The organism is Micromonospora sp. NBC_00898 (assembly GCF_045207895.1).
In the GTDB taxonomy this organism is placed as follows: Bacteria; Actinomycetota; Actinomycetes; order Mycobacteriales; family Micromonosporaceae; genus Micromonospora.
This window is the reverse complement of the sequence record NZ_CP108775.1, coordinates 4225301-4250607: the sequence shown is the minus strand read 5'-3', so window position 1 is coordinate 4250607 and position 25307 is coordinate 4225301. Positions and strand designations below refer to the sequence as shown.

The 25307-nt window shown below is 73.3% G+C and carries 23 protein-coding genes; 17 read left to right on the top strand and 6 right to left on the bottom strand.

Translation table 11 applies throughout. From position 1 onward, the window contains the following. Positions 1–14 precede the first annotated feature (14 nt). The 3 genes from OG799_RS20625 to OG799_RS20615 all read right to left on the bottom strand — a co-directional run bounded on the left by OG799_RS20625 (position 15) and on the right by OG799_RS20615 (position 2480). Entirely contained in the window at positions 15–1040 is a 1026-nt protein-coding gene (locus OG799_RS20625) for a hypothetical protein (RefSeq protein ID WP_406036800.1), read from the bottom strand. A gap of 102 nt (positions 1041–1142) precedes the next feature. After that, on the bottom strand, positions 1143–1439 hold the full coding sequence (locus tag OG799_RS20620) for a hypothetical protein (protein ID WP_406036799.1): 297 nt from the start codon (positions 1437–1439) through the stop codon (positions 1143–1145). Positions 1440–1463: 24 nt separating this feature from the next. After that, positions 1464–2480: a hypothetical protein gene (locus tag OG799_RS20615; RefSeq protein ID WP_406036798.1), complete on the bottom strand. Its 1017-nt coding sequence runs from the start codon at positions 2478–2480 to the stop codon at positions 1464–1466. 112 nt (positions 2481–2592) lie between these two features. On the opposite strand from OG799_RS20615, the gene truB reads away from it, so the two are divergent. From truB to OG799_RS20575, 8 genes are all read left to right on the top strand, one after another. Beyond that, positions 2593–3477 (top strand): tRNA pseudouridine(55) synthase TruB, encoded by an 885-nt coding sequence (gene truB / locus OG799_RS20610; RefSeq protein WP_406036797.1) that lies wholly within the window; start codon positions 2593–2595, stop codon positions 3475–3477. A 96-nt stretch (positions 3478–3573) separates the two neighbouring features. Further along, on the top strand, positions 3574–4503 hold the full coding sequence (locus OG799_RS20605) for a bifunctional riboflavin kinase/FAD synthetase (protein ID WP_406036796.1): 930 nt from the start codon (positions 3574–3576) through the stop codon (positions 4501–4503). A 182-nt stretch (positions 4504–4685) separates the two neighbouring features. Beyond that, on the top strand, positions 4686–4955 hold the full coding sequence (gene rpsO / locus OG799_RS20600; RefSeq protein ID WP_067302624.1) for a 30S ribosomal protein S15: 270 nt from the start codon (positions 4686–4688) through the stop codon (positions 4953–4955). A gap of 221 nt (positions 4956–5176) precedes the next feature. Continuing rightward, positions 5177–7552: a polyribonucleotide nucleotidyltransferase gene (locus tag OG799_RS20595; RefSeq protein ID WP_406036795.1), complete on the top strand. Its 2376-nt coding sequence runs from the start codon at positions 5177–5179 to the stop codon at positions 7550–7552. Between the two features lie 175 nt (positions 7553–7727). Next, a complete protein-coding gene (locus tag OG799_RS20590; protein WP_406036794.1) occupies positions 7728–9098 on the top strand; it encodes a M16 family metallopeptidase in 1371 nt (456 codons plus the stop codon). Between the two features lie 220 nt (positions 9099–9318). Then, a complete protein-coding gene (dapB, locus tag OG799_RS20585; protein ID WP_406036793.1) occupies positions 9319–10092 on the top strand; it encodes a 4-hydroxy-tetrahydrodipicolinate reductase in 774 nt (257 codons plus the stop codon). A gap of 228 nt (positions 10093–10320) precedes the next feature. Then, positions 10321–11244 carry a helix-turn-helix domain-containing protein gene (locus OG799_RS20580; RefSeq protein ID WP_406036792.1) on the top strand — a complete coding sequence of 308 codons (924 nt, stop codon included), beginning with the start codon at positions 10321–10323 and terminating at the stop codon, positions 11242–11244. Between the two features lie 61 nt (positions 11245–11305). Next, on the top strand, positions 11306–11785 hold the full coding sequence (locus tag OG799_RS20575; RefSeq protein WP_406036791.1) for a GNAT family N-acetyltransferase: 480 nt from the start codon (positions 11306–11308) through the stop codon (positions 11783–11785). Positions 11786–11878: 93 nt separating this feature from the next. Here the strand turns inward: OG799_RS20575 and OG799_RS20570 are convergent, their stop codons facing one another. Next, entirely contained in the window at positions 11879–14020 is a 2142-nt protein-coding gene (locus tag OG799_RS20570) for a glycogen debranching N-terminal domain-containing protein (protein WP_406036790.1), read from the bottom strand. Between the two features lie 181 nt (positions 14021–14201). On the opposite strand from OG799_RS20570, the gene OG799_RS20565 reads away from it, so the two are divergent. The 4 genes from OG799_RS20565 (at position 14202) to OG799_RS20550 (ending at position 18556) form a co-directional block, all read left to right on the top strand. Further along, complete coding sequence (locus OG799_RS20565; protein ID WP_406036789.1) at positions 14202–15179, top strand: LacI family DNA-binding transcriptional regulator; 978 nt, start codon at positions 14202–14204, stop codon at positions 15177–15179. A gap of 28 nt (positions 15180–15207) precedes the next feature. Next, the gene (locus OG799_RS20560) at positions 15208–16455 is read left to right on the top strand and encodes an extracellular solute-binding protein (protein WP_406036788.1); all 1248 of its coding nucleotides are present in this window, start codon (positions 15208–15210) and stop codon (positions 16453–16455) included. Between the two features lie 83 nt (positions 16456–16538). Next, positions 16539–17666 (top strand): carbohydrate ABC transporter permease, encoded by a 1128-nt coding sequence (locus tag OG799_RS20555; protein WP_406036787.1) that lies wholly within the window; start codon positions 16539–16541, stop codon positions 17664–17666. Continuing rightward, positions 17663–18556 (top strand): carbohydrate ABC transporter permease, encoded by an 894-nt coding sequence (locus OG799_RS20550; protein WP_406036786.1) that lies wholly within the window; start codon positions 17663–17665, stop codon positions 18554–18556. Before OG799_RS20555 ends, OG799_RS20550 begins: the two co-directional genes overlap by 4 nt. A gap of 87 nt (positions 18557–18643) precedes the next feature. Here the strand turns inward: OG799_RS20550 and OG799_RS20545 are convergent, their stop codons facing one another. Beyond that, complete coding sequence (locus OG799_RS20545) at positions 18644–19225, bottom strand: GNAT family N-acetyltransferase (protein WP_406036785.1); 582 nt, start codon at positions 19223–19225, stop codon at positions 18644–18646. A gap of 35 nt (positions 19226–19260) precedes the next feature. On the opposite strand from OG799_RS20545, the gene OG799_RS20540 reads away from it, so the two are divergent. Next, positions 19261–20592 (top strand): glycosyltransferase family 87 protein, encoded by a 1332-nt coding sequence (locus tag OG799_RS20540; protein WP_406036784.1) that lies wholly within the window; start codon positions 19261–19263, stop codon positions 20590–20592. On the opposite strand, the gene OG799_RS20535 is transcribed toward OG799_RS20540, so the two are convergent. Then, on the bottom strand, positions 20491–21042 hold the full coding sequence (locus OG799_RS20535; RefSeq protein WP_406036783.1) for a GNAT family N-acetyltransferase: 552 nt from the start codon (positions 21040–21042) through the stop codon (positions 20491–20493). The two genes, OG799_RS20540 and OG799_RS20535, sit on opposite strands and share 102 nt — an antisense overlap. 78 nt (positions 21043–21120) lie before the next feature. Between OG799_RS20535 and OG799_RS20530 the strand changes: the two genes are divergently transcribed. The 4 genes from OG799_RS20530 to dapA all read left to right on the top strand — a co-directional run bounded on the left by OG799_RS20530 (position 21121) and on the right by dapA (position 25306). Next, positions 21121–22350 (top strand): winged helix-turn-helix domain-containing protein, encoded by a 1230-nt coding sequence (locus OG799_RS20530; protein WP_406036782.1) that lies wholly within the window; start codon positions 21121–21123, stop codon positions 22348–22350. Between the two features lie 4 nt (positions 22351–22354). Then, the gene (locus OG799_RS20525; protein WP_406036781.1) at positions 22355–22972 is read left to right on the top strand and encodes a DUF2752 domain-containing protein; all 618 of its coding nucleotides are present in this window, start codon (positions 22355–22357) and stop codon (positions 22970–22972) included. 616 nt (positions 22973–23588) lie between these two features. Further along, entirely contained in the window at positions 23589–24326 is a 738-nt protein-coding gene (thyX, locus tag OG799_RS20520) for an FAD-dependent thymidylate synthase (protein WP_406046352.1), read from the top strand. A gap of 53 nt (positions 24327–24379) precedes the next feature. Continuing rightward, on the top strand, positions 24380–25306 hold the full coding sequence (dapA, locus tag OG799_RS20515; RefSeq protein ID WP_406036780.1) for a 4-hydroxy-tetrahydrodipicolinate synthase: 927 nt from the start codon (positions 24380–24382) through the stop codon (positions 25304–25306). Position 25307 lies beyond the last annotated feature (1 nt).

Below are 25307 nucleotides of genomic sequence, written 5' to 3'. Positions count from 1 at the left end.
GCACCACCGGTCGGTCAGCACTCCTCGCCGTCGCCGGGCCGCCAGCTGTCGTCGTAGATGTCGCCGCTCTGCTCCGGCTCGGGCCGGCGCTGGAGCAGCGGCAGGTCGTACTCCAGCGCGATGAAGCCCTTCCGCATCGCGTCGCAGGTCGCGTTGAGCACCGTCACGTCGGCCGCGTCGATCCACAGTCCCCGCGAGCCGGCCCGGACGTCCCCGGGGTGGGGCAGGTGCCAGACGACCTGGTCGCGCAGGGTGACCAGCTCGGCACCCGGCGGGTACTTCTGTGCCTGGAACAGATCGAACGAGTAGACCCAGAAGAACCGGGTGGTGACGGCCAGCACCCGGATGTCGTCGCGGTCGGTGGTGGCGGCGTACTCGACGGTGCCGCGGACCCGGATGCCGTCCTCCGCCACCCACCCCGGATCGGCCCGGGGCGCGATCCGGGTGGCGTAGCCGAGGTTGCCACCCTTGGCCAGGTCGTCCTTGATCGCCGTGCGGGCGTCCGGGGCGAGCAGGGCGAGGAACGGCTCCGGGTCGTCGGCGAGCATGGCGCTTCGCAGCCGGCCCTCGACCAGCGCGGCCCGCACCTTCGCCAGCGCGTCTGCGACCTGCTTCTCGCTGAACGGCCCGGCCTTGCGGGCGGCCGGCAGGGTGATCCCGGCCTCGCCCTCGGCGAACCGCTCGGCGGGGGTGCCGATGAAGACACCCAGGGTGTTGCCGTCGGCGTCGACGGGACGCGGCGGGGTGACGTCCCGGCTCCGCACCGGGAGCACCTGCTCGCCGTTGTGGACCTTCTGCACGAAGCCGTACCCGGCGGCGCCGAGGAAGCCGAACAGGCCGAGGACCAGCAGGACGGCGAGCCCGCCGAGGAGCTTGCCGCTGTGCCGTTCCCAGCCGAGCTGGAGCCGTTCGCCGCGGGTCAGCTCGTGCTCCTCCTCGGGCTGACGCATCCAGTCCGGGATGCGGACCGCCTCCTCGGCGGGGGCGAAGAGCTGGTCGAGGCGGTGTGCGGGGCCGGGGGTCGGCGGGGTGTCGGTCATGGCGTTTCCCGAGGAAGGTGTGACGGGGGGCCGGTGATCTTCGCACGGGTCACGCTCGTCGCGCTGTCCCTCGCCGCCGCCCACCCGCGGCGTCGCGGCGGGTCAGAGTTCGCCCCGCATGATCTTGCCGAACAGGTACAGGGCCCCGGCGATCAGCAGCGTGGCCACGACGGCGACCACCACGAACGAGACGATCGCCGACCCCACCGGGTGCCGCTCGCCGAACCGGCTCCGGTCCCGCCACCGCCACAGCCCTCGCCGGGCGGCGCGCAGCGCCGGGACGCCGTCGACGAGGTCGGAGAGCCGCCGGCCGAGCGTCCGGCGGGGCGGCTCCGGGTTGCGCATCCAGTCCGGCAGGTCGACGCGGGGGCGGTTCCCGGACGAGGAGGGGGTGGTCATCAGGTCTCCAGAGGGAAGCGCGGCTCAGTCGTGCAGTCCGCAGGTGTCCGGGATGTCGAGGGAGCGGTCGGGGTCGTACAGGGAGTCCGGTTCAGCGGTGGCGGTGGTGGTGACAATCGGCTCCGGATCGCTCGCCTTGCCGACGTCCAGCAGTCCCTTGTCGAACGCGGCGCAGTCGACGTTCGCGCCGTAGGACTGCATGTCGGTGAGCCACAGACCGTTCGCCCCGGACCGGACGTCGCCCGGGTGCGGCAGCTCCCACACCAGCGTGTCGTGCACGATCACCACCCCGTCGCCCGGGTAGACCCCGGCGGTCCGGAACGCGTACGCCCAGACGAAGTTGGTGGTCACCGCCAGCACCGGGACGCCACGCGGGTTCCGGGTCGCCCGGTAGGTGACGCGCCCCTTGACCCGGGTCTGCTCCGGGGCCAGCCGGGCGCCCGGCGCGAGCCGGGTCGCGAAGTTGGCGAACACGTCGGAGGTGAAGTCCCTGCGGATGTTGGCCCGCTCGTCGGGCGCGAACTGCCGGACCAGCCGCTCCGGGTCCTTCGCCGTCATGAACGTCCGGTCCAGCCGGGCGGTGATCAGGGCGGCGCGGACCTTCGCCAGCGCGGCGGCCACCTGCTTCGGGGTGAAGTCGCCGGTCCGCTTCGCCGGCGGCAGCGTGATCCCGGCCGCCCCCTGCGGGAACGCGGCGGCCGGGGTGCCGTCGAACGGCCCGGCCGCCGGGGGCGGGGACGCGGTGCTGGTGGCGTACACCCCGGACGGTTGGCTGATCGTCGGGTACGCCTTCGGGCCCGGGCGGCGGGCGTACCCGTAGCCGACGGTGCCGAGGGTGGCGAGGAGGGCGAGCGCCACCAGCGCGCCGACCCCGGCGAGCAGCCGACCGGCCCGGCGCCGGAACCAGATCCGCAGCCGTACCGTCCGGCCGAGCCGGATCTCCTTCTCGAGCTGGTGCAGCCAGTCGGGGAACTCCTCCGACCCGGGGCGCGCGGGGTCGGGCCGGGAGGACGGTTCGGGGGTGCGGTCGGCACTGGTCATCGGCGGGATCCCGGGGTCCGGCGGGGCGGGGGCGGATGATCTTTACACCTGAGCGGCCGGGGGCGGTATCCCCCGCGGGCGTCGGGATCCACCTCTGGCAGGCTTGACGGCCGTGAGCACAGACGGACTTATCGTGGTCGACAAGCCCGGCGGCATGACGTCGCACGACGTGGTGGCGCGGATCCGGCGGCTGGCGCGGACCCGCCGGGTCGGCCACGGGGGCACCCTCGACCCGATGGCCACCGGCGTGCTGGTGATCGGCGTGGGTCGAGCCACCCGGCTGCTCACCTACGTGATCGGCGCCGGCAAGAGCTACACCGCGACGATCCGGCTCGGCCAGTCCACCGTCACCGACGACGCCGAGGGCGACGTGATCGCCACGACGCCGGCCGGCACGGTGACCGACGAGGCGGTGCACGCGGCGCTCGCGGCGCTGACCGGGGAGATCGACCAGGTGCCGAGCGCGGTCAGCGCCATCAAGGTCAACGGGGAGCGGGCGTACAAGCGGGTCCGCGAGGGGGAGAGCGTCGAGCTGCCGGCCCGCCGGGTCACCATCTCCCGGCTGGACGTGCTCTCGATCCGTCGGGACCAGACTGACGTGGTGGACGTGGACGTGGACGTGACCTGCTCGTCCGGGACGTACATCCGGGCCATCGCCCGGGACACGGGCCTGGCGCTGGGGGTCGGTGGCCACCTGACGGCGCTGCGACGGACCGCGGTGGGCGGCTTCACCCTGGCCGAGGCGGCCACCCTCGACGAGCTGGAGCAGCGCGCGCCGGAGGTGGTCAACCTGCCGCTCGACGCGGCCGCGGACCGGTACTTCCCACGCCGGGACGCCACCCCGGACGAGGCGAAGATCCTCTCCCACGGCGGGCCGCTGGACCCGGCCGGCATCGCCGGGCCGTACGCCGTCTTCGGTCCGGGCGGCGGCCTGATCGCTATCGTCAGCGAGCGGGACGGGCGGGCCCGCGCGGAGATCGTGCTCGCCCCGGCCTGACGGCCGGGCGCGGGGATCGTGCTCGCCCCGGCCCGACGGCCGGGCGCGGAGCGACCCGACCGGCGCCGGCCGGCGGGACAGCAGGGGAGGAGCGGCATGCAGCGGTGGCGGGGGTACGAGGCGGCGCCCGGTGGTTGGGGGCGGTCGGTCGTCACCATCGGCGTCTTCGACGGCGTGCACAAGGGGCACCAGGCGACCATCGGCCACGCCGTGGCGCGCGCCCGTGAGCTGGGCGTCAAGTCGGTGGTGGTGACCTTCGACCCGCACCCGGCGGAGGTGGTCCGCCCCGGCTCGCACCCGGCCGTGCTGACCGAGCCGGCCCGCAAGGCGGAACTGATCGAGGCGCTCGGCGTCGACGTGCTCTGCGTGGTGCCGTTCACCGCGGAGTTCTCCCGGCTGCCGGCCGAGGAGTTCGTGCACGACATCCTCGTCGAACACCTGCACGCCGCGCTGGTGGTGGTCGGCGACAACTTCCGGTTCGGGCACCGGGCGGCCGGTGACGTGGCGCTGCTGGAGCGGCTCGGCCGGACCTTCGGCTTCGGGGTGGAGGCCGGGCCGTTGGTCGCCGGGGCCGGCACGGTCTTCTCCTCCACGTACATCCGCTCCTGCGTCGACGCGGGTGACGTGGTGGCGGCGGCCGCCGCGCTGGGCCGCCCGCACCGGGTGGAGGGCGTCGTGGTCCGCGGTGACCAGCGCGGCCGTGAGTTGGGTTACCCCACCGCCAACCTGCTCCGCCACCGGTACGCGGCGATCCCCGCCGACGGGGTGTACGCCGCCCGGCTGGTGCGCCGGGGGCATCGGGAACCCCTCGCCGCGGCGGTGTCGATCGGCACCAACCCGACCTTCTCCGGCCGGGAGCGGCGGGTGGAGGCGTACGCGCTGGACTTCACCGGCGACCTGTACGGCGAGCGGCTGGCCCTGGACTTCGTCGCCCACCTGCGTGAACAGCGGACGTACGACGCGATCGAGCCGCTGGTCGCCCAGATCGCCGAGGACGTGGAACGGACCCGGCGGGTGCTCGGCTGACCCGTGTCGCGGCCCTTGACCGGGCGGGTCCGGCGCGGGCTGGTAGGCTGGCGGGGACGTCGGCTGACCGACGTGGGGCCTCGCGTGCCTGCACGACGCCGCGGGTGCGAGGTTCGTCCGTCTCCGGTCCTCCGGATCCCGACGACGGACATCAGTGATCAACCCATCGAAACAGGGAGAACATGGCGCTCGACCAGGAAGCCAAGGCCAAGATCCGCTCGGAGTACGCGACCGCCGAGGGCGACACCGGTTCGCCGGAGGTGCAGGTCGCGGTCCTCACCAAGCGGATCGCCGAGCTCACCGAGCACCTGAAGGTGCACAAGCACGACCACCACAGCCGCCGCGGGCTGCTGCTGCTGGTCGGCCGTCGCCGTCGGCTGCTCAACTACGTCCAGAAGAAGGACATCAACCGCTACCGGTCGCTCATCGAGCGGCTCGGCCTGCGCCGATGACGTGACGGGGGAGTGGCCACTCGGCCGCTCCCCCGTTCCGGTACCACAGAAGAACAGGGCCGCGCGACCACCTGAGAGGGAGCCGGTCAGCGTACCGGTCTCCGGTAGTGGCCCCCGGGAATCCCGGCATCATGCCGGTCACCCGGGCGCTTCGATCGAAGACCGGCCGTCTGAGCAGCTCCCGTGTCGTGGGCCCACGACGCGAAGGAGCACGACAGCACATGACCGAGACCAACCTCGGCACCGAATCCCGCACCGCCGTGATCGACAACGGGTCGTTCGGCACCCGCGAGATCACCTTCTCCACCGGTCGGCTGGCTCGCCAGGCCGCCGGCTCCGTCGTCGCCCAGCTGGGCGAGACGGTCGTCCTCTCCGCCACCACCGCCGGCAAGCAGCCGAAGGAGCAGTTCGACTTCTTCCCGCTGACCGTCGACGTCGAGGAGCGGATGTACGCCGCGGGCCGGATCCCCGGCTCGTTCTTCCGCCGCGAGGGTCGCCCCAGCGAGGACGCGATCCTCACCTGCCGGCTGATCGACCGGCCGCTGCGCCCGTCGTTCGTCAAGGGCCTGCGCAACGAGGTCCAGGTCGTCGAGACCATCCTCGCGCTCGACCCGCAGCACCCGTACGACGTCGTGGCGATCAACGCCGCCTCGATGTCGACCAAGCTCTCCGGCCTGCCGTTCTCCGGCCCGATCGGGGCCACCCGGATGGCGCACGTCGACGGCCAGTGGATCGCCTTCCCGACCCACGAGGAGCTGACCCGGGCCACCTTCGACATGGTGGTGGCCGGTCGTGCGCTGGCCGACGGCGACGTCGCGATCATGATGGTCGAGGCCGAGGCCACCGACCGCACCGTCGCGCTGGTCGCCGGCGGCGCCCCCGCCCCGACCGAGGAGGTCGTCGCCAGCGGCCTGGAGGCCGCCAAGCCGGCCATCCGTGAGCTGTGCCGGGCGCAGAGCGAGCTGGCCGAGGTGGCGGCCAAGCCGGTCGCCGAGTTCCCGGTCTTTCTGGACTACCAGGACGACGCGTACGAGGCGGTGGCCGACCTGGCCCGCGCCGACGTCGCCGAGGCCCTCCAGATCGCCGGCAAGGCCGTCCGCGAGGAGGCCCTGGACGCGGTCAAGGCCCGCGTGCAGCAGGAGCTCGGCCCGCGCTTCGAGGGCCGGGAGAAGGAGCTCTCCGCCGCCTTCCGCTCGCTGACCAAGTCCGAGGTGCGCAACCGGGTGCTGCGCGAGCAGGTCCGCATCGACGGCCGCGGCCCGCGCGACATCCGCCCGCTGACCGCCGAGGTCGGCGTGCTGCCGCGGGTGCACGGCTCGGCCCTGTTCGAGCGGGGCGAGACCCAGATCCTGGGCGTCACCACGCTGAACATGCTGCGCATGGAGCAGACGCTGGACACCCTCTCCCCGGAGAAGTCCAAGCGCTACATGCACAACTACAACTTCCCGCCGTACTCGACCGGTGAGACCGGTCGGGTCGGCTCGCCGAAGCGGCGCGAGATCGGCCACGGCGCCCTGGCGGAGCGGGCGCTGATCCCGGTGCTGCCGTCGCGCGAGGAGTTCCCGTACGCCATCCGGCAGGTCTCCGAGGCGCTCGGCTCCAACGGCTCCACCTCGATGGGTTCGGTCTGCGCCTCGACGCTGGGCCTGCTGTCGGCCGGTGTGCCGCTGAAGGCGCCGGTCGCCGGTATCGCCATGGGCCTCATCTCCGACGAGGTCGAGGGCAAGACCCAGTACGTGACGCTGACCGACATCCTCGGCGCCGAGGACGCGTTCGGTGACATGGACTTCAAGGTCGCCGGCACCCGGGACTTCGTCACCGCCCTGCAGCTCGACACCAAGCTCGACGGCATCCCGTCGGACGTGCTGGCGGCCGCGCTGCAGCAGGCGCACGAGGCCCGGCAGACCATCCTCGACGTGATGCAGCGGGCGATCGAGGCGCCGGCCGAGATGTCGGACTACGCGCCGCGGGTCACCACCGTCAAGATCCCGGTCGACAAGATCGGCATGGTGATCGGCCCGAAGGGTCAGACCATCAACGCCATCCAGGACGAGACCGGCGCCGAGATCTCCATCGAGGACGACGGCACCATCTACGTCGGCGCGACCAACGGGCCGTCGGCCCAGGCCGCGGTGGAGCGGATCAACGCGATCGCCAACCCGACGCTGCCGAAGGTCGGCGACCGGTTCCTCGGCACCGTGGTGAAGACCGCCGCGTTCGGCGCCTTCATCTCGCTGCTGCCGGGCCGCGACGGCCTGCTGCACATCTCCAAGGTGGGCGACGGCAAGCGGGTCGAGAAGGTCGAGGACTTCCTCAACGTCGGCGACCGGGTCGAGGTCGAGATCGCCGACATCGACGCCCGCGGCAAGATCTACCTGGACAAGGTCCGCCCGGAGGGCGCCGAGGCGCCGGCCGCCGGTGAGGCCGAGGGTGGCGAGCGTCCGGCCGGCCGCGGTGGCGACCGGGGCCCGCGGGACCGCGGCGACCGGGACCGCGAGCGCGGCAGCCGGGGCCCGGAGCGCGGCGAGCGCGGCCAGGGCGGCGGCGAGGGTGGCGAGGGCGGCGAGCGTCCGCGCCGGCGGACCCGCCACAGCTGAGCAGTGACCGGCCGGGTGGGGACGACGTCCCCACCCGGCCTTCGACGACTCCGGCTCGGCGCGTCTGGCGCCGCGATCTGGAGCCGTCGCCGTGACACCCCACCCCTCGTCGAAGTGAGAGCAGGTTTCCGTGAGTCGGGCCCAGCGTTCGTCTTTTCCTGCGGGTCGACGGGGGGTGGCGCCGTCCGGCGCCGTCCGGCACGCCACCGGGCCGCAGCCCGGGCGCGTCGGCGGGTCGGCCCGGGCGGTCACCCGCACGCTGAGTGACGACCCGCTGGGCGGGACGGTACGCCGTACCGTGCTGCCCAGCGGCCTGCGCGTGCTGACCGAGGCGATCCCGGCGATGCGCAGCGTCTCCTTCGGCATCTGGGTGGCGGTCGGCTCCCGCGACGAGACCGGGCCGCAGGGCGGTGCCGCGCACTTCCTGGAGCACCTGCTCTTCAAGGGCACCAAGAAGCGGACCGCGATGGAGATCTCCTCCGAGATCGAGGCGGTGGGCGGCGAGACGAACGCCTTCACCACGAAGGAATACACCTGCTACTACGCGCGGGTGCTCGACGAGGACCTGCCGCTGGCCATCGACGTGATGTGCGACGCGGTCGCCGACTCGGTGCTGGAACCGGCCGACGTGGAGACCGAGCGGGGCGTCATCCTCGAAGAGATCGCCATGCACGACGACGAGCCCGGCGACGAGGTGCACGACCTGTTCGCCCGGGCCGTCTACGGCGACCACCCCCTCGGTCGGCTGATCTCCGGCACCGAGGAGACGGTCACCCCGATGACCCGCCGGCAGATCCAGAGCTTCTACCGGCGCCGCTACACCCCGCCGCAGATCGTCATCGCCGCCGCCGGCAACCTCGACCACGCCACCGTGGTCAAGCTGGTCCGCCAGGCCCTGCGCGGCACCCCCCTGGACAGCGAGCCGGCGACGCCGGCCCCGCACCGCCCGGCCACCCCGGCGGTACGCACCAAGCCGGCCGCCACCCTGGTCGAGCCGAAGGAGACCGAGCAGGCGCACGTCATCCTCGGCTGCCCCGGCATCGACCGCACCGACGGCCGGCGCTTCGCCCTCGGCGTGCTGAACAACGTCCTCGGCGGCGGGATGTCCAGCCGGCTGTTCCAGGAGATCCGGGAGCGGCGCGGCCTGGCCTACTCGGTCTACTCCTACGCCAGCCAGTACGCCGACAGCGGCCTCTTCGCCGTCTACGCGGGCTGCGCGCCGGGAAAGGTGGACGAGGTGCTGGAGCTGACCCGCGCCGAGCTGGCCCGGGTGGCCGCCGACGGGATCACCGCCGACGAGCTGGCCCGGGGCAAGGGCATGTCGAAGGGCTCGTTCGTGCTGGGCCTGGAGGACACCGGCTCGCGGATGAGCCGGCTGGCCAAGGGTGAGCTGCTCTACGGCGACCTGATGCCGGTGGACGAGCTGCTCGCCCGGGTCGACGCGGTGACCCTGGACGACGTGAACGCCCTCGCCGCCGAGCTGCTCAGCCGGCCGATGTCCCTCGCCCTGGTCGGCCCCTTCGGCGAGCACGACTTCACCGCCTGACCCCGGGTTCGATCCGCGAGTTGCCGCATGTCGCGGTCTCCGTGGGCCGCAACCGGGCAAACTGCCGCATCCCCATCTCGCGCGTGTCGCCGCGCCGTGCGCGGATCCCTTGCCCGCCACCCGTCGCGGGTGCCGTGTCCGGGCGCGATCAGGGTCGTCCTGTGGGACGGCCGCCGGTCCCGGGGGGTGACCGCGTCCCGATTGGGATAGGTTGTGCCCCGTGACTGACGAGCAGGAGAAGACCCCGGCCGAGCCGGTCCGGGTCGGCGTGCTGGGTGCCCGCGGCCGGATGGGCATGGAGGTCTGCAAGGCGGTCGACGCGGCCCCCGACATGGACCTGGTGGCCATGATCGACCAGGGTGACTGGCTGTTCAACGCCTCCGATGCGGGCGCCGAGGTGGTCGTCGACTTCACCACTCCGGACGTCGTCATGGACAACCTGCACTGGTGCATCGACCAGGGCATCAACGCGGTGGTCGGCACCACCGGCTTCACCGAGCAGCGGCTGGACCGGGTGCGCGGCTGGCTGGGGCGCAAGCCCGGCGTGGGTGTGGTGATCGCCCCCAACTTCGGCATCGGCGCGGTGCTGATGATGCAGTTCGCCGCCCGGGCGGCCCGGCACTTCGAGTCGGTCGAGATCATCGAGCAGCACCACCCGCGCAAGCTGGACGCCCCGAGCGGCACGGCGACGCACACCGCGCGGCTCATCGCGGCGGCCCGCGCCGAGGCCGGCCTCGGCCCGGTGCCGGACGCCACCAGGGACGAGGTGCCGGGCGCGCGCGGCGCCGAGATCGACGGGGTACGCGTCCACGCGGTCCGGGCCACCGGACTGGTCGCCCACCAGGAGGTGCTCTTCGGCACCCTCGGGGAGACGCTGACCATCCGGCACGACTCGTACGACCGCGCCTCCTTCATGCCCGGCGTGCTGCTGGCCGTCCGCGCGGTGCGGCACCGCCCGGGCCTGACCGTCGGCCTGGACGCCCTGCTCGACTGACGCCCCATTGCCCGGCGGCCGTGGGCTGCGGGGTGGCCGTCGCCCGGCCGCCACCGCCGGGCGCTGGCCGGCGCCCGCACGCGGCTGGCCGAGGTGCGCGAAGTAGCGGTCGCTGCCCGGCGGCCACAGCCTCGCTCCCCGCGGCCACTGGCCGCGCCGGCACCGCCACTCGGCAGGTGCGCAACGGCGATCAAGCGTGGCAACCGGTCCACGGTGCACGCTGTAGCCATGACCACGACGGACGGGCTGACCAGCATCCTCGACTGGGTGCAGGCCGGCGTCGACGACCCGGCGATCAGCCCGGCCGATCTCGCCGCCCGCGCCCACCTGTCCCGCTTCCACTTCGACCGGCTGGTCGCCGCGGCCACCGGCGAGCCGCCCGGCGCGCTGCGGCGCCGGCTGCTGCTGGAGCGGGCGGCCCATCGACTCACCACCAGTGACCGCACCGTCCTGGACATCGCGGTGGAGGCCGGGTACGGCTCGCACGAGGCGTTCACCCGCGCTTTTCTCCGCTCGTACCGGGCGACACCCACGGCCGTACGACGGCGCCCGCCGCTCACCTTCCGGGAGCTGGAGCTGCCGTGCCCGAATGGCGTCCACTTCCAACCCCCCGGCGGCCTGCGGCTGCCGGCAGCGCACGAGGAGACTCCCATGAACGTGCTGCAGCACCTGGTCGACCACCACGTCGAGACCCTGACCGCGATCATCGACCGCGCCGCCGGGCTGAACGAGGAGGTCCTCGACCGGCCCGTCACCGTCTCGGTCGAGACGATCGACGACCGGCCCACCCTCCGGTCGCTGATCAACGCGATGGTCACCCAGGAGGAGCACTGGCTGTCGGCGCTGCGCGGCGGCGACTGGCCCGACGAGAGCGACCGGTCGATCGGCGGCCTGGCGGCCCGGCACGCGGTGGCCGGCCGGGACTACCGCGCCTTCGTGGCGCGGACGCTGGCCGCCGGCACCCTCGCCGACACGTTCGTCGACACCACCTGCACGCCGCCGACCACCCACACCCTCGGTGGCACCATCGGCCACGTGATCACCTTCGCGGCCGTCCGCCGTACGCTCGCCATCGGCGCCCTGCACACCGCGGGCGTCACCGACCTCGGGGCGGGTGACCCCCGGCCGTACCTGGACGCCCGGGCCGGCTGAACCCGCGGCGGGCGGCCGAAAGCGGTCGCCCGCGAGCCGGCCGCGGCCTAGGCTCACCCCGGTGATCATCGATTCCGGGTTGCGCGACCGCGCCGGCCGCCACGTCACCCTGCGGCAGGTCGACGACGGGAACTGGCGGGCCGTCGCCGACGTCGCCCCCCGCGACGATCAGCGGGCCTGGGTGCCCGCCCTGGCCGCCCGGTACCTGGTGCTGACGATGCGCTCGGACGTCTGGAACTCGCTCGCCGTGGTCGCCGACGAGGCGGTGGTGGGGCACGTCATGTGGGGCGTGGACGACGATGGTTCCCGCTGGATCGGCGGCATGGTGATCGACGCCGCGGCGCAGGACCGGGGCGTCGGGCGGGCCGCCGTGCGCACCCTCGCCGACTGGCTGTCCGGGCAGGACGGCGGCAGCGTCGTACGACTGTCGTACCACCCGGAGAACCTTGCCGCCGCTCGCCTCTACGCCTCCCTGGGCTTCACCCCCACCGGCGCCATGGAGGACGACGAACTCGTCGCCGAACTCCCCCCACGTGCCTGACCCGCCCGACCCGCCCCGTGATCATGAAGTGGTTGCCACCCGCCTCGGCGAGTCGCGGCAACAACTTCATGATCGACGGGGTGGGGGCGGTGGTCAGCGGGGGGTGTGGGGAGAGGGGGTGGTGGGGGCGGGGCGCGGGGCGGGGATGGTCGGGGTGGAGCGGGGGGTCGCGGTGTCGAGCGTGAGGCCGGATGGCAGGCCGGTGACCGTGGGGTGGCCGGAGCTGTCGACGTGGACGTCGACCGGGGCGCCGGCCACGCGGAACCGGTCGACCGCGAGCGCGCCCAGCTCGGGGCCGGCCAGCGGGCGTACCGTCACCCGGCCGGCGGGCACGTCGGGGTAGAGCCCGACACCGGCCTGGAGGAGCAGGACCGCGGCCGCCGCCGACCAGGCCTGCGGTCGGCAGGCCGCCGGGTACGGCACCGGGCGGCCGGCCACCGCGCGGTCGTCCCCGCCGTACAGCTCGGGCAGCCGGTAGTCGAACGCCTCGGCGGCGCCGAGCAGCCCTTCGGCCAGGCCGAGCGCGGCGTCGGCGAAGCCGGCCCGGGCCAGCCCGGCGAGGACGATCGCGGTGTCGTGCGTCCAGATCGACCCGCAGTGGTACGACAGCGGGCTGAAGCCGGCGTCGTCGGTGGACATGGTGCGCAGCCCGAAGCCGCCGGCCAGCGCGTCGGTGGTGAGCAGCGCCGCCACCTGCGCCGACTCGTCCGCCGACAGCAGTCCGGTGCCGAGCAGGTGGCCGATGTTGCTGGTCAGCGAGTCGACCGGGCGCTTGTCCCGGTCCAGCGCGAGGGCCGGCTGGGGGCCGTGCCGGCCGGCCACCCAGAACGTGGCCCGGAACTTCCCGGCCAGCCGGTCGGCGTACTCGCGCCAGCGGTCGGCGCCGGGCCGATCGAAGGCGTCGAGCAGGGCCGCCCCGTCCATCGCCGCCCGGTACGCGTACCCCTGCACCTCGGCCAGCACGATGGGCGCCTGGGCGAGCCGGCCGTCGCGGAACCGGACCGCGTCGCCGGAGTCCTTCCAGCCCTGGTTGGACAGCCCGTGGCCGGTGGTGTCGACGTACTCGACCAGGCCGTCGCCGTCGGCGTCGGCGTGGTCGGCGAGCCAGCCGAGCGCGGCCTCCAGGTGCGGCAGCAGCGGCTCGACCTGGTCGGCGGGGAGCCCCCAGCGCCAGGCGTCGTGCAGCAGGCTGATCCAGAGCATGGTCGCGTCGACCGTGCCGTAGTAGGCCGGCGGCAGGCGCGGCCCCTCGTCGCGGAGGGTGAACTCGTGCCGGCGCAGCTCGTGCAGGATCTTGCCGGGGGCCTCGCCGGTGGCCGGGTCGACCCGGGTGCCCTGCCGGCGGGCGAGGACCCGCAGCGTGCCGGCGGCCAGTTCGGTGCCGAGCGGCAGCATCATCCGGGCGGCCCAGAGGCTGTCCCGGCCGAACAGGGTGAGGAACCAGGGCACGCCGGCGCCGAGGAAGACGTCGGTCGGCCGGGCCGGGTCGGCCAGCCGCAGCCCGCGCAGGTCGGCCAGCGACCGGTCGAGGAGGCGGGCCAGCCGGCGGTCGTCGGCGCGTACGGCGGGGTCGGACCAGGTCGGCGCGCCGGTGGGGGCGGTGACCACGGCGTTCGGGTCGTCGACCGTGAGCCGCCAGCGCAGCGTCACCGTCGCGCCGGGGGCGAGGTCGACCGGCCAGCTCAGCCGGGGTGCGATGGTCCGCTCGGCGGTGGCGTCCACCTGGGCGGCCTCGCCGGTGACGGTCACGGTGATCCCGTCGGCGGCCCAGCTGAGCTGCCCGGGCTGGCCGGCCTTCGCCTCCAGCGGCGTGGTGGCGCCGCCGGACTTGACCACCTCGATCGGGGCCAGGTCGCAGCCGAGGTCGACGCTCACGGTGGCGCGGACCGGCACGGTGGCGGTGGAGACGACGTGCAGTTCCTCGCTGATGCCGGTGGGCCGCGCCCGGCGGACCCGGTCGACCCGGACGGTGGGATCCGGGCCGGGGTCGCCGAGCCAGCGGGTGAGGCCGACGAAGCGGGTGGTGTGCGGGTCGACCTGACCGCGGGTCAACCCCTCGGGCTCCCGCTCGTCGACGCGCAGCTCGGCCCGGGAGAGCACCCGGGCGTCGGCGTGGAAGACGCCCTGGACGCCGCTCGGGCGGATCTGGCCGGCCGCGTCACCCAGCGCGCTGGTGGGGGCGAGGACCACCCCGACCAGGTCGTGCAGCAGGGGTTGCAGATGGCGTTCGGTCACGGGGAACTCCAGGTGCTGATCGGTGGTACGGGGGTGTCGCGACCGGGTCGTCCCGGATGTCTTGACAGATCGTCCCGGCCGGTGCAAAGTGCGAAACATTCCAGAAACTTTGAACGATCTAATCCTGCCGTAAGGGAGTTGGATCGTTCAAGGCGGCGAGAGGGATTTTGTGTCTGACAAGGTGACGATCGCTACGGTGGCCCGGCACGCCCAGGTCAGCCGGCAGACCGTGTCGAACGTCCTCAACGCGCCGCACATCGTCCGCGAGGAGACCCGGCAGCGGGTGCAGGAGGCGATCGCGGAGCTGGGCTACCGGGCCAACCAGGCCGCCCGGCAGATGCGGACCGGGCGCTCCCGGCTGATCGCCGTCCGGATCGAGCCCACCCGGGACGGGATCAACGGCTCGGTGCTCGACCGGTTCCTGCATGGCCTCACCGAGACCGCCGACGCCGCCGGCTACCGGGTCATGCTCTACACCGCCACCGACGACGACCAGGAGATCGCCACCTACGACGACCTGCTCGGCGCGTACGAGCTGGACGGCTTCGTGCTGACCGGCACCGACCACGGCGACCCCCGGACGGCCTGGCTGGGCGACCGGGGAGTGCCCTTCGTGACCTTCGGCCGGCCCTGGGACGCCCCCGAGTCGCACCCCTGGGTCGACGTCGACGGCGCCGCCGGCACCGCCCAGGCCACCGCGCGGCTGCTGACCAACGGCCACCGCCGGGTCGCCTTCATCGGCTGGCCAGCGGGCTCCGGCGTCGGCGACGACCGGCGCGCCGGCTGGCGTACCACCCTGACCGCGGCCGGCCTCGACCGGGACGGCCTGCACCGGGAGACCGAGGACGGCATCGCCAACGGCGAGCGGTCGATGCGCGAGCTGCTCACGACCCCCGCCCCGCCGACCGGCGTGGTCTGCGCGAGCGACTCGCTCGCGCTCGGCGCGCTCCAGGCCGTCCGGGCGGTGGCCGCGGAGACCGCCGTCATCGGATTCGACGACACCCCGGTCGCGGCGGCGGTCGGGTTGACCAGCGTCAGTCAACCGCTCGCGGCCGCCGCCGCCCGCTGTGTCGAGCTGCTTACCGGCGTACTCGACGGCCACCCCACCGAACCCCAGGTGCTGCTCCAGCCCGCGCTGGTGCTGCGGCACACCGCGTGACCCCCGTTTCCCCCACCAGGAGAAGAAGATGGCACCTCGATCCCTCACCCGGGCGGCGATGGCCGGCCTCGCCGCCGTCGCCCTGTTCGGCTCCGCCGCCTGCGGCAGCGGCTTCGACGACTCCTCCGGCGACGCGAAGCAGTCCAGCGGGCCGGCGAACCTGCAGATCCTGATCGGCTCCTCCGGCGACGCGGAGACCAAGGCCGTCCAGGACGCCGCCGCGAAGTGGGCGTCGTCGTCGGGCAACCAGGCCACCGTCACCCCCGCTCAGGACCTCGTCCAGCAGCTCGGCCAGGCCCTCGCGGGCGGCAACCCGCCGGACGTGTTCTACGTCGACGCGAGCCGGTTCGCCGACTACGCCAGCGTCGGCGCCCTCGAGCCGTACGGCGACAAGATCAGCAAGCCGGACGACTTCTACGAGAGCCTGCGCACCGCGTTCACCTACGACGGCAAGTTCTACTGCGCGCCGAAGGACTTCTCCACCCTCGCCCTGCAGATCAACACCGACCTGTGGGCCAAGGCCGGGCTGACCGACGCCGACGTGCCGACCACCTGGGACCAGCTCACCGCCACCAGCCAGAAGATCAAGGCCAAGGGCCTGGTGCCGCTCGCCCTCGGTGACACCCGGGACCGGATCGGGGCCTTCATGGTGCAGAACGGCGGGTGGCTGATCAGCAAGGACGGCAAGCAGCCCACCGCGGACACCCCGGAGAACCTCCAGGCCCTCCAGTACGTCAAGACCCTGATCACCAGCGGCTACGCCCGGTACCCCAAGCAGCTCGACGCCGGCTGGTCCGGTGAGGCGTTCGGCAAGGGCAAGGCCGTGATGACCATCGAGGGCAACTGGATCAAGGGCGCCCTGCAGAACGACTTCCCCAACGTGAAGTACAAGGTCGTCCCGCTGCCCGCCGGCCCGAAGGGCCAGGGCACGCTCTCCTTCACCAACTGCTGGGGGATCGCGGCGAAGTCGAAGTTCAAGGACCAGGCGATCAAGTTCGTCGAGGCGATGACCGCCGGTGACCAGCAGATGGCCTTCGCCAAGGCGTTCGGCGTGATGCCCTCCCGGCAGTCCGTCCGGGACCAGTACACCAGCGCGTTCCCGGCCGACAAGCCGTTCATCGACGGCGCCGCGTACGCCCAGGGCCCGGTGAACGCCCCGAAGATGGACAGCGTCCTCGGCGACCTGGACACCGGCCTGCAGGGCCTGGCCAACGGCGACCCGAAGACCGTCCTGCAGAACTTCGACAAGAACGCCAAGGCGGCGCTCGGCGGCTGAGGTGCAAGGAGGGGCCCCCTATTGACAGACGGTTGTTGAGAGGGGGCCCTTCCTTCCACCTCCGACCGGAGGGAGGAGGGGAGATGGCAACCGAAGCACTCGCCGGGCCGGCCACCGCGCGGGCCCGCCAGCCGCGCCGCCCGGGACGCGGCATCCGGAGCAACGAGAACGTCGCCGGGTGGCTCTTCGTCGCACCCGTGATCGTCATCCTCGGACTGTTCCTGCTGCTGCCGATCCTGATGGCGATCTGGGTGAGCCTCACCGACTGGAACGGCCAGGGCAGCCCGTTCACCGGGAAGGTGCCGTTCGTCGGCGGCGACAACTACACCCGGCTGTTCACCGAGGACGGGCTCGCCCGTCGCGACTTCATGACCAGCATCCGGAACAACATCTACTACGTGGTGCTCGTGGTGCCGACGCAGACGGTGCTCGCCCTCGGGCTCGCCCTGGTGGTCAACAACCGGATGCTCAAGGGGAAGGGGTTCTTCCGGACCGCCTTCTACTTCCCCTCGGTCACCAGCTCGGTGGCGATCAGCGTGGTCTTCCTGTTCATGTTCGCCAACTCCGGCGCGGTCAACGCGCTGCTGCGCCTCTTCGGCATCGAGGGGCCGCAGTGGTTCGCCGACTCGCGGGGCGTGCTGCACCTGCTGCTCGGCGCGGTCGGCGTGGACTCCCCGCCCGCCGCGCTCACCGCCGGCGGACCGTTCGGGCTGACCTGGTGGGACTGGCTCTCCGGGCCGAGCGTCGCGATGATCTCGATCATCAGCCTGGTGGTCTGGACCACCTCCGGCACCTTCATGCTGATGTTCCTCGCCGCGCTGCAGAACGTGCCGGTGGCGCTGGACGAGGCGAGCACCCTCGACGGCGCCGGCCGGTGGCAGCGGTTCCGGCACGTCACCCTGCCGCTGATCAAGCCGACCACGTTCCTGGTGCTCACCCTCGGCCTGATCGGTTCCTGGCAGGTCTTCGACCAGGTGTACGTGATGAGCCAGGGTGAGCCGGCCAAGACCACGCTCACCCCGGCCTACCTGTCGTACCGGACCGCGTTCCGGGACTTCGACTACGGCTCCGGGGCGGCCATCTCATTCGTCCTCTTCCTGATCATCATCGTGCTCACCCTGATCCAGCGCCGGGTGATGGCCGAGCGGGACGAGCCCCGGCCCCGGCGCGGCCGGTGGTGGCGACGCGCACCGGAAGGGTCGCGGACATGACCGTGCTGACAGACCGGCCGCCGGCCCCGGCGGCCACCGCGCGCCGCGCCGACCGCGACCCGCGCGCCCTGGTGAACAGGTTCCTCGGGTACGCCGTCCTGATCTTCTTCGGGCTGGTCTTCCTCTACCCGTTCGTCATCCAGATCGGCAACTCGTTCAAGACCGAGCCGGACGCCGCCGCGAACCCGCTCTCCCCGGTGCCCGACCCGCTGTCGCTGGCCGGCTTCGAGCGGATCTTCGCGGGCACCAGTTTCCCGCTCTGGCTGGGCAACTCGCTGCTGGTCACGGTGCTGGTGACGCTCGCCCGGGTGTTCTTCGACTCGCTCGCCGGCTACGCCCTCGCACGGCTGCGGTTCCGCGGCCGGGCCGGGCTGTTCGCCGCGATCATCGCGGTGATGGCGGTGCCCGGCGTGGTGCTGCTGATCCCGAAGTTCCTGGTGCTCAACCAGCTCGGCCTCTACGACAGCTACGCGGGACTGGTCGTGCCGCTGCTCGCCGACGCGGCCGGAGTCTTCATCATGAAGCAGTTCTTCGAGTCGATCCCGGTCAGCGTGGAGGAGGCGGCCCGGATCGACGGCGCGGGCACCTTCCGCACCTTCTGGTCGGTGGTGCTGCCGATGGCGAAGCCGGCCCTGATCACGCTGACCATCCTGTCGTTCCAGAGCTCCTGGAACGAGTTCCCGCACAGCCTGGTCGCCGTCCAGGACCCGAGCCTGTTCACCCTGCCCCGGGGGCTGGCCGACCTGGTCAGCGGCTCGCTCGGCAAGGGCACGCAGTATCCGCTGAAGCTCGGCGCCGCGCTGCTGGCCACCATCCCGGTGGCGGTGCTCTTCGTGATCTTCCAGCGGTACTTCGTCCGGGGCGCCAACGAGGGCGCCGACAAGGGCTGACCCGGCGCGGACGGTGCGCCGAGATCCACCGGCAGAGGGCCCGCCGTCCACGCCCCCGCAGCTGGTCGAGGGCGTGCCGGCGGTGGCTCAGGCCTCGGCGACCGGCTCGGTCGGCACGGCGACGTGCAGCCGGAGCTGGGGGACCAGCATGTCGTCGACATCGAGGGCCCGGGCCGCGCCGTCCGGCTCCCAGCCGGTGCTGGTGAGGAACTTCCGGGTCGCCTCGTCCCCGTCGAACGCCCAGGCCACCGCCCGGGTGAAGCCGTCTTCCCGCCAGCGGTCGACGGCGGCGGCGAGCAGCCGGCTGCCGTGCCCGCGCCGACCCCAGCGCGGCTCCACCAGCAGGTCGGTCACCGCCACCACGCCGTCGGCGAGCGCTTCGGCCGGCTCGCCCGGGGTGAGGGCCTCCGCGTCGGCCGGACCGGATGCGGCGAAACCCACCAGATACGATTGCTCGGCCTGTTCGACGGCGACCAGCACGCGGTGCGCGCCCGAGGGCGGCTCCTGCACCGCCGCGCTCCACCGCCGGGCGAGGTACGCCTCGTCCAGGTTGTCGAGCACGTGCCGGGGCAGGATCCGGCGGTACGCGACCCGCCAGGTCGCGAGCTGGATGCGTGCGATCTCGCCGGCGTCCTCGGGACGCGCCGGGCGGACGTACCCGAGAGCCATGGCACGTGAGCCTACGCAGGGCGAGGGAGGCGACGGTGGCGCAGGGTGCCAGGCGGACGTACGGGCAGGTCGCCGGCGTGGTGGTGCTCGCCGCCGCGGTGGCTGCCTTCCTCGCCGTCGCGGCCGTGCGGCACGGCTTCTTCGACCTGAAGGTCTACTACGGCGCGCTGACCTTCTGGGTGCACGACGGCGGGGAGATCTACGACTTCCTCAAGGCCGGCACCCAGTACGGCTTCACCTACCCGCCGTTCGCCGCGCTGGTCATGCTGCCGATGGCGTACCTGCCCTGGCCGGCGGCGATCACGGTGAGCGTGGCCGCCAGCGTGGTGACCAGCGCGGTGCTCATCTGGTGGCTGGTCGACCCGATCGCCCGCCGCGCCGGCTGGACCCGCTGGTTCGCCCTCGCGGTAGCGCTCTGCCTGGCCGCCGCGTTCGAGCCGATGCGCGAGACGGTCAACTTCGGCCAGGTCAACACGCTGCTGCTCTTCCTGGTGGCGGTGGACCTGCTGTGGCTGTTGCCGGCCGGCAACCGGTGGGCCGGGGTGGGCATCGGCCTGGCCACCGCGATCAAGCTGACCCCGGGCGTCTTCATCGTCTACCTGCTGGTGACCCGGCGCTGGCGGGCCGCGTTCACCGCGATGGCCGCCGGGGCCGGGGCGACCCTGGTCGCCGCCGCGCTCTTCCCGGACGCCTCCCGCGAGTTCTGGACCGAGGCGCTGTGGAACACCGGCCGGGTCGGGGAGCTGGCGTTCGTCTCCAACCAGTCGCTGCGAGGGGTGGTGGCCCGGCTGAACCCGGAGCACCCGAGCACCCTTGCCTGGCTGGCGCTGGTGCTGGCCACCCTGGCCGTCTGGGTGTGGCGGTCCCGGGCCGCGGTGGCGGCGGGCGACGAGGCCACCGGCCTGGCGCTGACCGGCGCGATGATGTGCCTGGTGAGCCCGGTGACCTGGGTGCACCACCTGGTCTGGCTGATCCCCGGCCTGATCCTGCTGGTGGACAACGCCATGGCCGCGCCCGCACGCGGCCGCCGGCGCCGCCTGCTGCTGGCCGCCGCGATCATCGGGTACGGCTTCCTCATCAGCCGGATCGTCTGGGCCTGGGAGAAGGACTTCACCGGCGTGGACGGCTTCCTCGGCAGCAACACCTACGTCTGGATCAGCCTCGCGCTGCTGCTCGGCCTGCCGATCCGCAACTGGGCCACGCCGGCCGGCGCCGGACCGGACCGGCAGCCGGAGCCGGCCGGGTCGACCGGCGAGCCGGCCGGGTCAGTGGTCGAGCCGGGCGGTGTAGCGCAGCTCGACCAGCCCGAGCGGGTCCTGCCCGCCGGAGAGCGGCACCGGGTAGACGGACTCCGCCCCGTCGGGTGACAGCCCGGCCCGCTCGTAGAAGTGCCGGGCTCGGACGTTCTCGGCCAGCACCCAGAGCCGGTACTCGGTCCAGCCCCGCTCGGCCAGCCCGGCGTGGGCCGCGGCCAGCAGCGCCCGCCCGGTCCCGCCGCCCCAGCGCGTCGGCTCCACGTACATGGTCACGATCTCGCCGTACGTCGGGTCGAGGTCGGCCCGGTCCTGGTCGTTGCGGTACGGCCCGAAGGTGGCGAAGCCGGTGACCGCGCCGTCGACCTCGGTGACCAGGGTGGTGAACGGGTGCTCCGGGTCGGCGGTGCCGAGGTCGCGGCGGCGCTGCGCCCAGGCCGCCGGGTTGAGCCGGCGCAGCACCTCGTCCGGCATGATCCCGGCGTAGCCGGCCTGCCAGCTCCGCACGTGCACCCGGGCGATCGCCTCGGCGTCGTCCGGCACCTCCCGGCGAATGGTCAGCATCCGTCCGTTCTATTCCCTCGCGGGCGATCGGTCCAGCGTCCGCTCCGGCGTCGTACCCCTGGATTAGGGTGCCCGACGATGGCCGTAACGGAATCGCTCTCGCTCGCCCAGGCCCGGCGCGTCGCCCTCGCGGCCCAGGGCTTCGCCGACCCGGCGCCCGCCGGCGTGCCCACCCGCCGGCACCTGCGCCGGGTGCTCGACCGGGTCGGGTTGATCCAGATGGACTCGGTCAACGTCCTGCAACGCGCCCACTACCTGCCGCTCTACAGCCGCATCGGGCCCTACCCGACCACGCTGCTCGACGCCGCCGCCTACCGCCGTCCCCGTGAGCTCTTCGAGTACTGGGGGCACGAGGCCTCGCTGGTGCCGGTCGGGCTGCACCCGGCGCTGCGCTGGCGGATGGCCAAGGCGCAGGACGACGCCTGGGGCGGCATGCGCCGCATCGCGCAGGAGCAGCCCGAGCTGGTGGCCTGGGTCCGCGACGAGGTGGCCGCCCGGGGGCCGCTGACCGCCGCCGAGATCGAGCACGACGCGCCGCGGGAGACCGGCAACTGGGGGTGGAACTGGTCGGCGGTGAAGCGGGCGTTGGAGTTCCTGTTCTGGGCCGGCGAGGTGACCGCCGCCGACCGCACCACCTCGTTCGCCCGCCGCTACGACCTGCCCGAGCGGGTGCTGCCGGCGGCCGTGCTCGACGCGCCCACGCCGACCGACGCCGACGCCTGGCGCGCCCTGGTGTCCATCGCCGCCCGGTCGCTCGGCGTGGCCGCCGAGCCGGAGCTGCGCGACTACTTCCGGCTGCCGCTGGCCGGCGCCCGGCGGGCCGTCGCCGAGCTGGTCGAGGCGGGGGAGCTGACGCCGGTCACGGTGCAGGGCTGGCGGCAGCCGGCGTACCTGCACGCGCAGGCCCGGCTGCCCCGGTGGGTGCGGGGCAACACCCTGGTCAGCCCGTTCGACCCGTTGGTCTGGGAGCGGGCCCGCACCGAGCGGCTCTTCGACTTCAGCTACCGGATCGAGATCTACGTGCCCGCACCGCAGCGGGTGTACGGCTACTACGTGCTGCCGTTCCTGCAGGGGGAGCGCTTCACCGCCCGGGTCGACCTGAAGGCCGACCGGAGGGCGGGGGTGCTGCTGGTGCCGGCCGCCTGGATCGAGCCCGGGGCCGACCCGGGGGAGACCGCGCTGGCCCTGGCCGCCGAGCTCTACCGGCTCGCCGGCTGGCTCGGCCTCGACGCGGTGGCCCCGCCCGTGGCGGGGGACCTCGCGGTGCCGCTGGCCGCCGCGCTGGCGGGTGTCGCCGGTGTACGGTGAGCGCGTGACGAGCGTCGACCGGCCGGCCACCCAGCCGGGCCAGCAGGTCCCCGACGGTCCCGCCCCGACCGCCCCGGCGGTTCCGGCCGGGCACGCGGAGCCCGCGCCGGCGGCCTGGCCGACCGGCGAGGTCCCGGCCGGCGGCTGGCCACAGCAGGCCTACCAGCCCGTCGAGCCGGACCGGCTCACCCGGCTGGTGGTCCGCCTGCACGAGCGCGCCCCCCGCTGGGCGGTGCCGCTGGCCGCGCTCGGCTGCGTGGGCATGGGCATGGCGTACGCGCTGGTCAGCGACCCCACCCACAGCGACCCGGACGCCCGGCCGACCTGCCTGCTCAAGCTCACCACCGGGCTGGACTGCCCGGGCTGCGGTGGCACCCGCGCCCTCTGGTACGTGTTGCACGGCGACCTGCCGGCCGCCGCCCGGCACCACTTCCTCTTCGTCTTCTCGCTGCCCTTCCTGGCCTACCTCTTCGTCGCCTGGGCGGGCAACCAGGCGTTCGGCTGGCGCCTGCCCGAGCTGCGGATCAGCTCCAAGGTGCTCGGCGGCTTCCTGGTCGCCTGGCTCGCCTTCTCGGTGCTGCGCAACCTGCCCTGGGCGCCCTTCACCGCCCTCTACGTCTGAGCCGGCCCCCGGGCCGGGACGGCTTGCGCAACTCTTCTCCACGGCCCGTGCTGCCCCACGGCACGTCTCGTTCTGCCGCCCCGCCTCGGCCCGCGGCCCGTCTCGGCCCGCGGCCCGTCTCGGCCCGCGGCCCGTCTCGGCCCGCGGCCCGTCTCGGCCCGCGGCCCGTCTCGGCCCGCGGCCCGTCCTGGCTCGCGGCCCGTCCTGGCTCGCCGGCATCGGCGACTCCTGTCCGCCCGGTCGGGACAGCTCCTCGGAGCCTTTGGAGCTGAATCGTCTGCGTTATCAGCCGGCCATTGCCGGCTGCCCGACCGACGGGCCCGCCGCCCCGGTCACCGACCGCCCGGCTCCGCTCGCGGGCTGCCTGCCCGGGTGACCTCGCGGCCGGCCGGGAAGGCCGGGCTCGGCGACGGTGGCCCTGATGCCATAGACGAGTCAGCTCCAAAGGCGGTCGAGCAAATGCCCGCCCGCGCTGCGGCGCTGCGAGATCTTGGACACTTGCCGTTCACCGCGACCGGGAAGTGTCCAAGATTCGCTGATGGTGGGCGCTTTGACGTCCGCGCGCCCAAGTTTCGTCCGCGGGCGTTCGGCCACTAAAGTCCCAGGAATGCCGGAGATGGTGCAGCCCCAGGTCAAGTTGATCGCGTGGACCCAGTTCCAGGCCCCGGACGACGTGCCGTGGTCGACCGACGCCGAGGGCGGTCAGGCCCTCGCCGAGTTCGCCGGTCGGGCCTGCTACCAGAGCTGGAAGAAGCCGAACCCGGCCACCGCGACCAACGCCGGCTACCTGGCGCACATCCTGGAGGTCGGGCACCTGAGCGTGCTGGAGCACGGCTCGGTGAGCTTCTACTTCAGCGGGGTGTCCCGCTCCTTCACCCACGAGCTGATCCGGCACCGGCACTTCTCCTACTCGCAGCTCTCCCAGCGGTACGTCCCGGAGCGGGACGCCGCCATGGTCGAGCCGGCGGTGATCGCCGACGACCCGGAGCTGCACAAGAAGTTCGTCGAGGCGGCCGAGGCGAGCGTCCGGGCGTACAACGAGCTGCTGGAGGGGCTGGAGCAGCGCTTCTCCGACGAGCCCAACCCGACGCTGCGCCGCAAGCAGGCCCGGCAGGCGGCCCGCGCGGTGCTGCCCAACGCCACCGAGACCCGGATCGTGGTCACCGGCAACTACCGGGCCTGGCGGCACTTCATCAAGATGCGCGCCACCGAGCACGCCGACGTGGAGATCCGCGAGCTGGCCGTGGAGTGCCTGCGGCAGCTCAAGGGCGTCGCGCCGAACGTCTTCGCCGACTTCACGATCACCGCCCTGCCGGACGGCACCGAGGTGGCGGCCAGCCCGCACGGCGAGTGACTGGTGAACCCTTCCCCGCCGGGGCCCCGGTGGTCGTCCGCTAGGTTGTGAACATGACGCACGACCACTCTGCCGCCCCCGACCGGGGCGCGTCGCGCCCGTTCGGGCGACTGCTCACGGCCATGGTGACCCCGTTCACCCCGGACGGGTCGCTCGACCTCGACGGCGCCGTACGCCTCGCGCAGCACCTCGTCGACGAGCAGGGCAACGACGCGCTGGTGCTCAACGGCACCACCGGTGAGTCGCCGACCACCACCGACGCGGAGAAGGAGATCCTGATCCGCGCCGTCGTGGAGGCGGTGGGCGACCGGGCCCGGATCGTCGCCGGGGTGGGCACCAACGACACCCGGCACACCATCGAGCTGGCCGCGTCGGCGGAGAAGGCCGGCGCGTACGGGCTGCTGGTGGTCACGCCGTACTACAACAAGCCGCCGCAGAGCGGGTTGCTGCGGCACTTCACCGCGGTCGCGGACGCCACCGGGCTGCCGATCATGCTTTACGACATCCCGCACCGCACCGGCGCGGCGATCGCCACCGAGACGCAGGTCAAGCTGGCCGAGCACGGCCGGATCGTCGCGGTCAAGGACGCCAAGGGCGACCTGACCGCGACCTCCTGGGTGCTCGCCCGCAGCGACCTGGCCTTCTACAGCGGCGAGGACGCGCTGACCCTGCCCGCGCTCGCCGTCGGCGGCGTCGGCCTGGTCGGCACCTCGACGCACTTCACCGGTGCGCTGGCCAAGCAGATGATCGAGGCGTACGACGCGGGGGACACCGCGACCGCGCTGAGCCTGCACCGGCGGCTGCTGCCCCTGTTCACCGGCATCTTCCGCAGCCAGGGTGTGATCCTGGTGAAGGCGGGCCTGGCGGCCAAGGGGTTGCCCGCCGGCCCGGTACGACCGCCGTTGGTGGATGCCACCGCCGACGAACTGGCCCAGCTGCGCGCGGACTGCGCGGCGGCGGGCCTCGACCTGCCCGAATGAT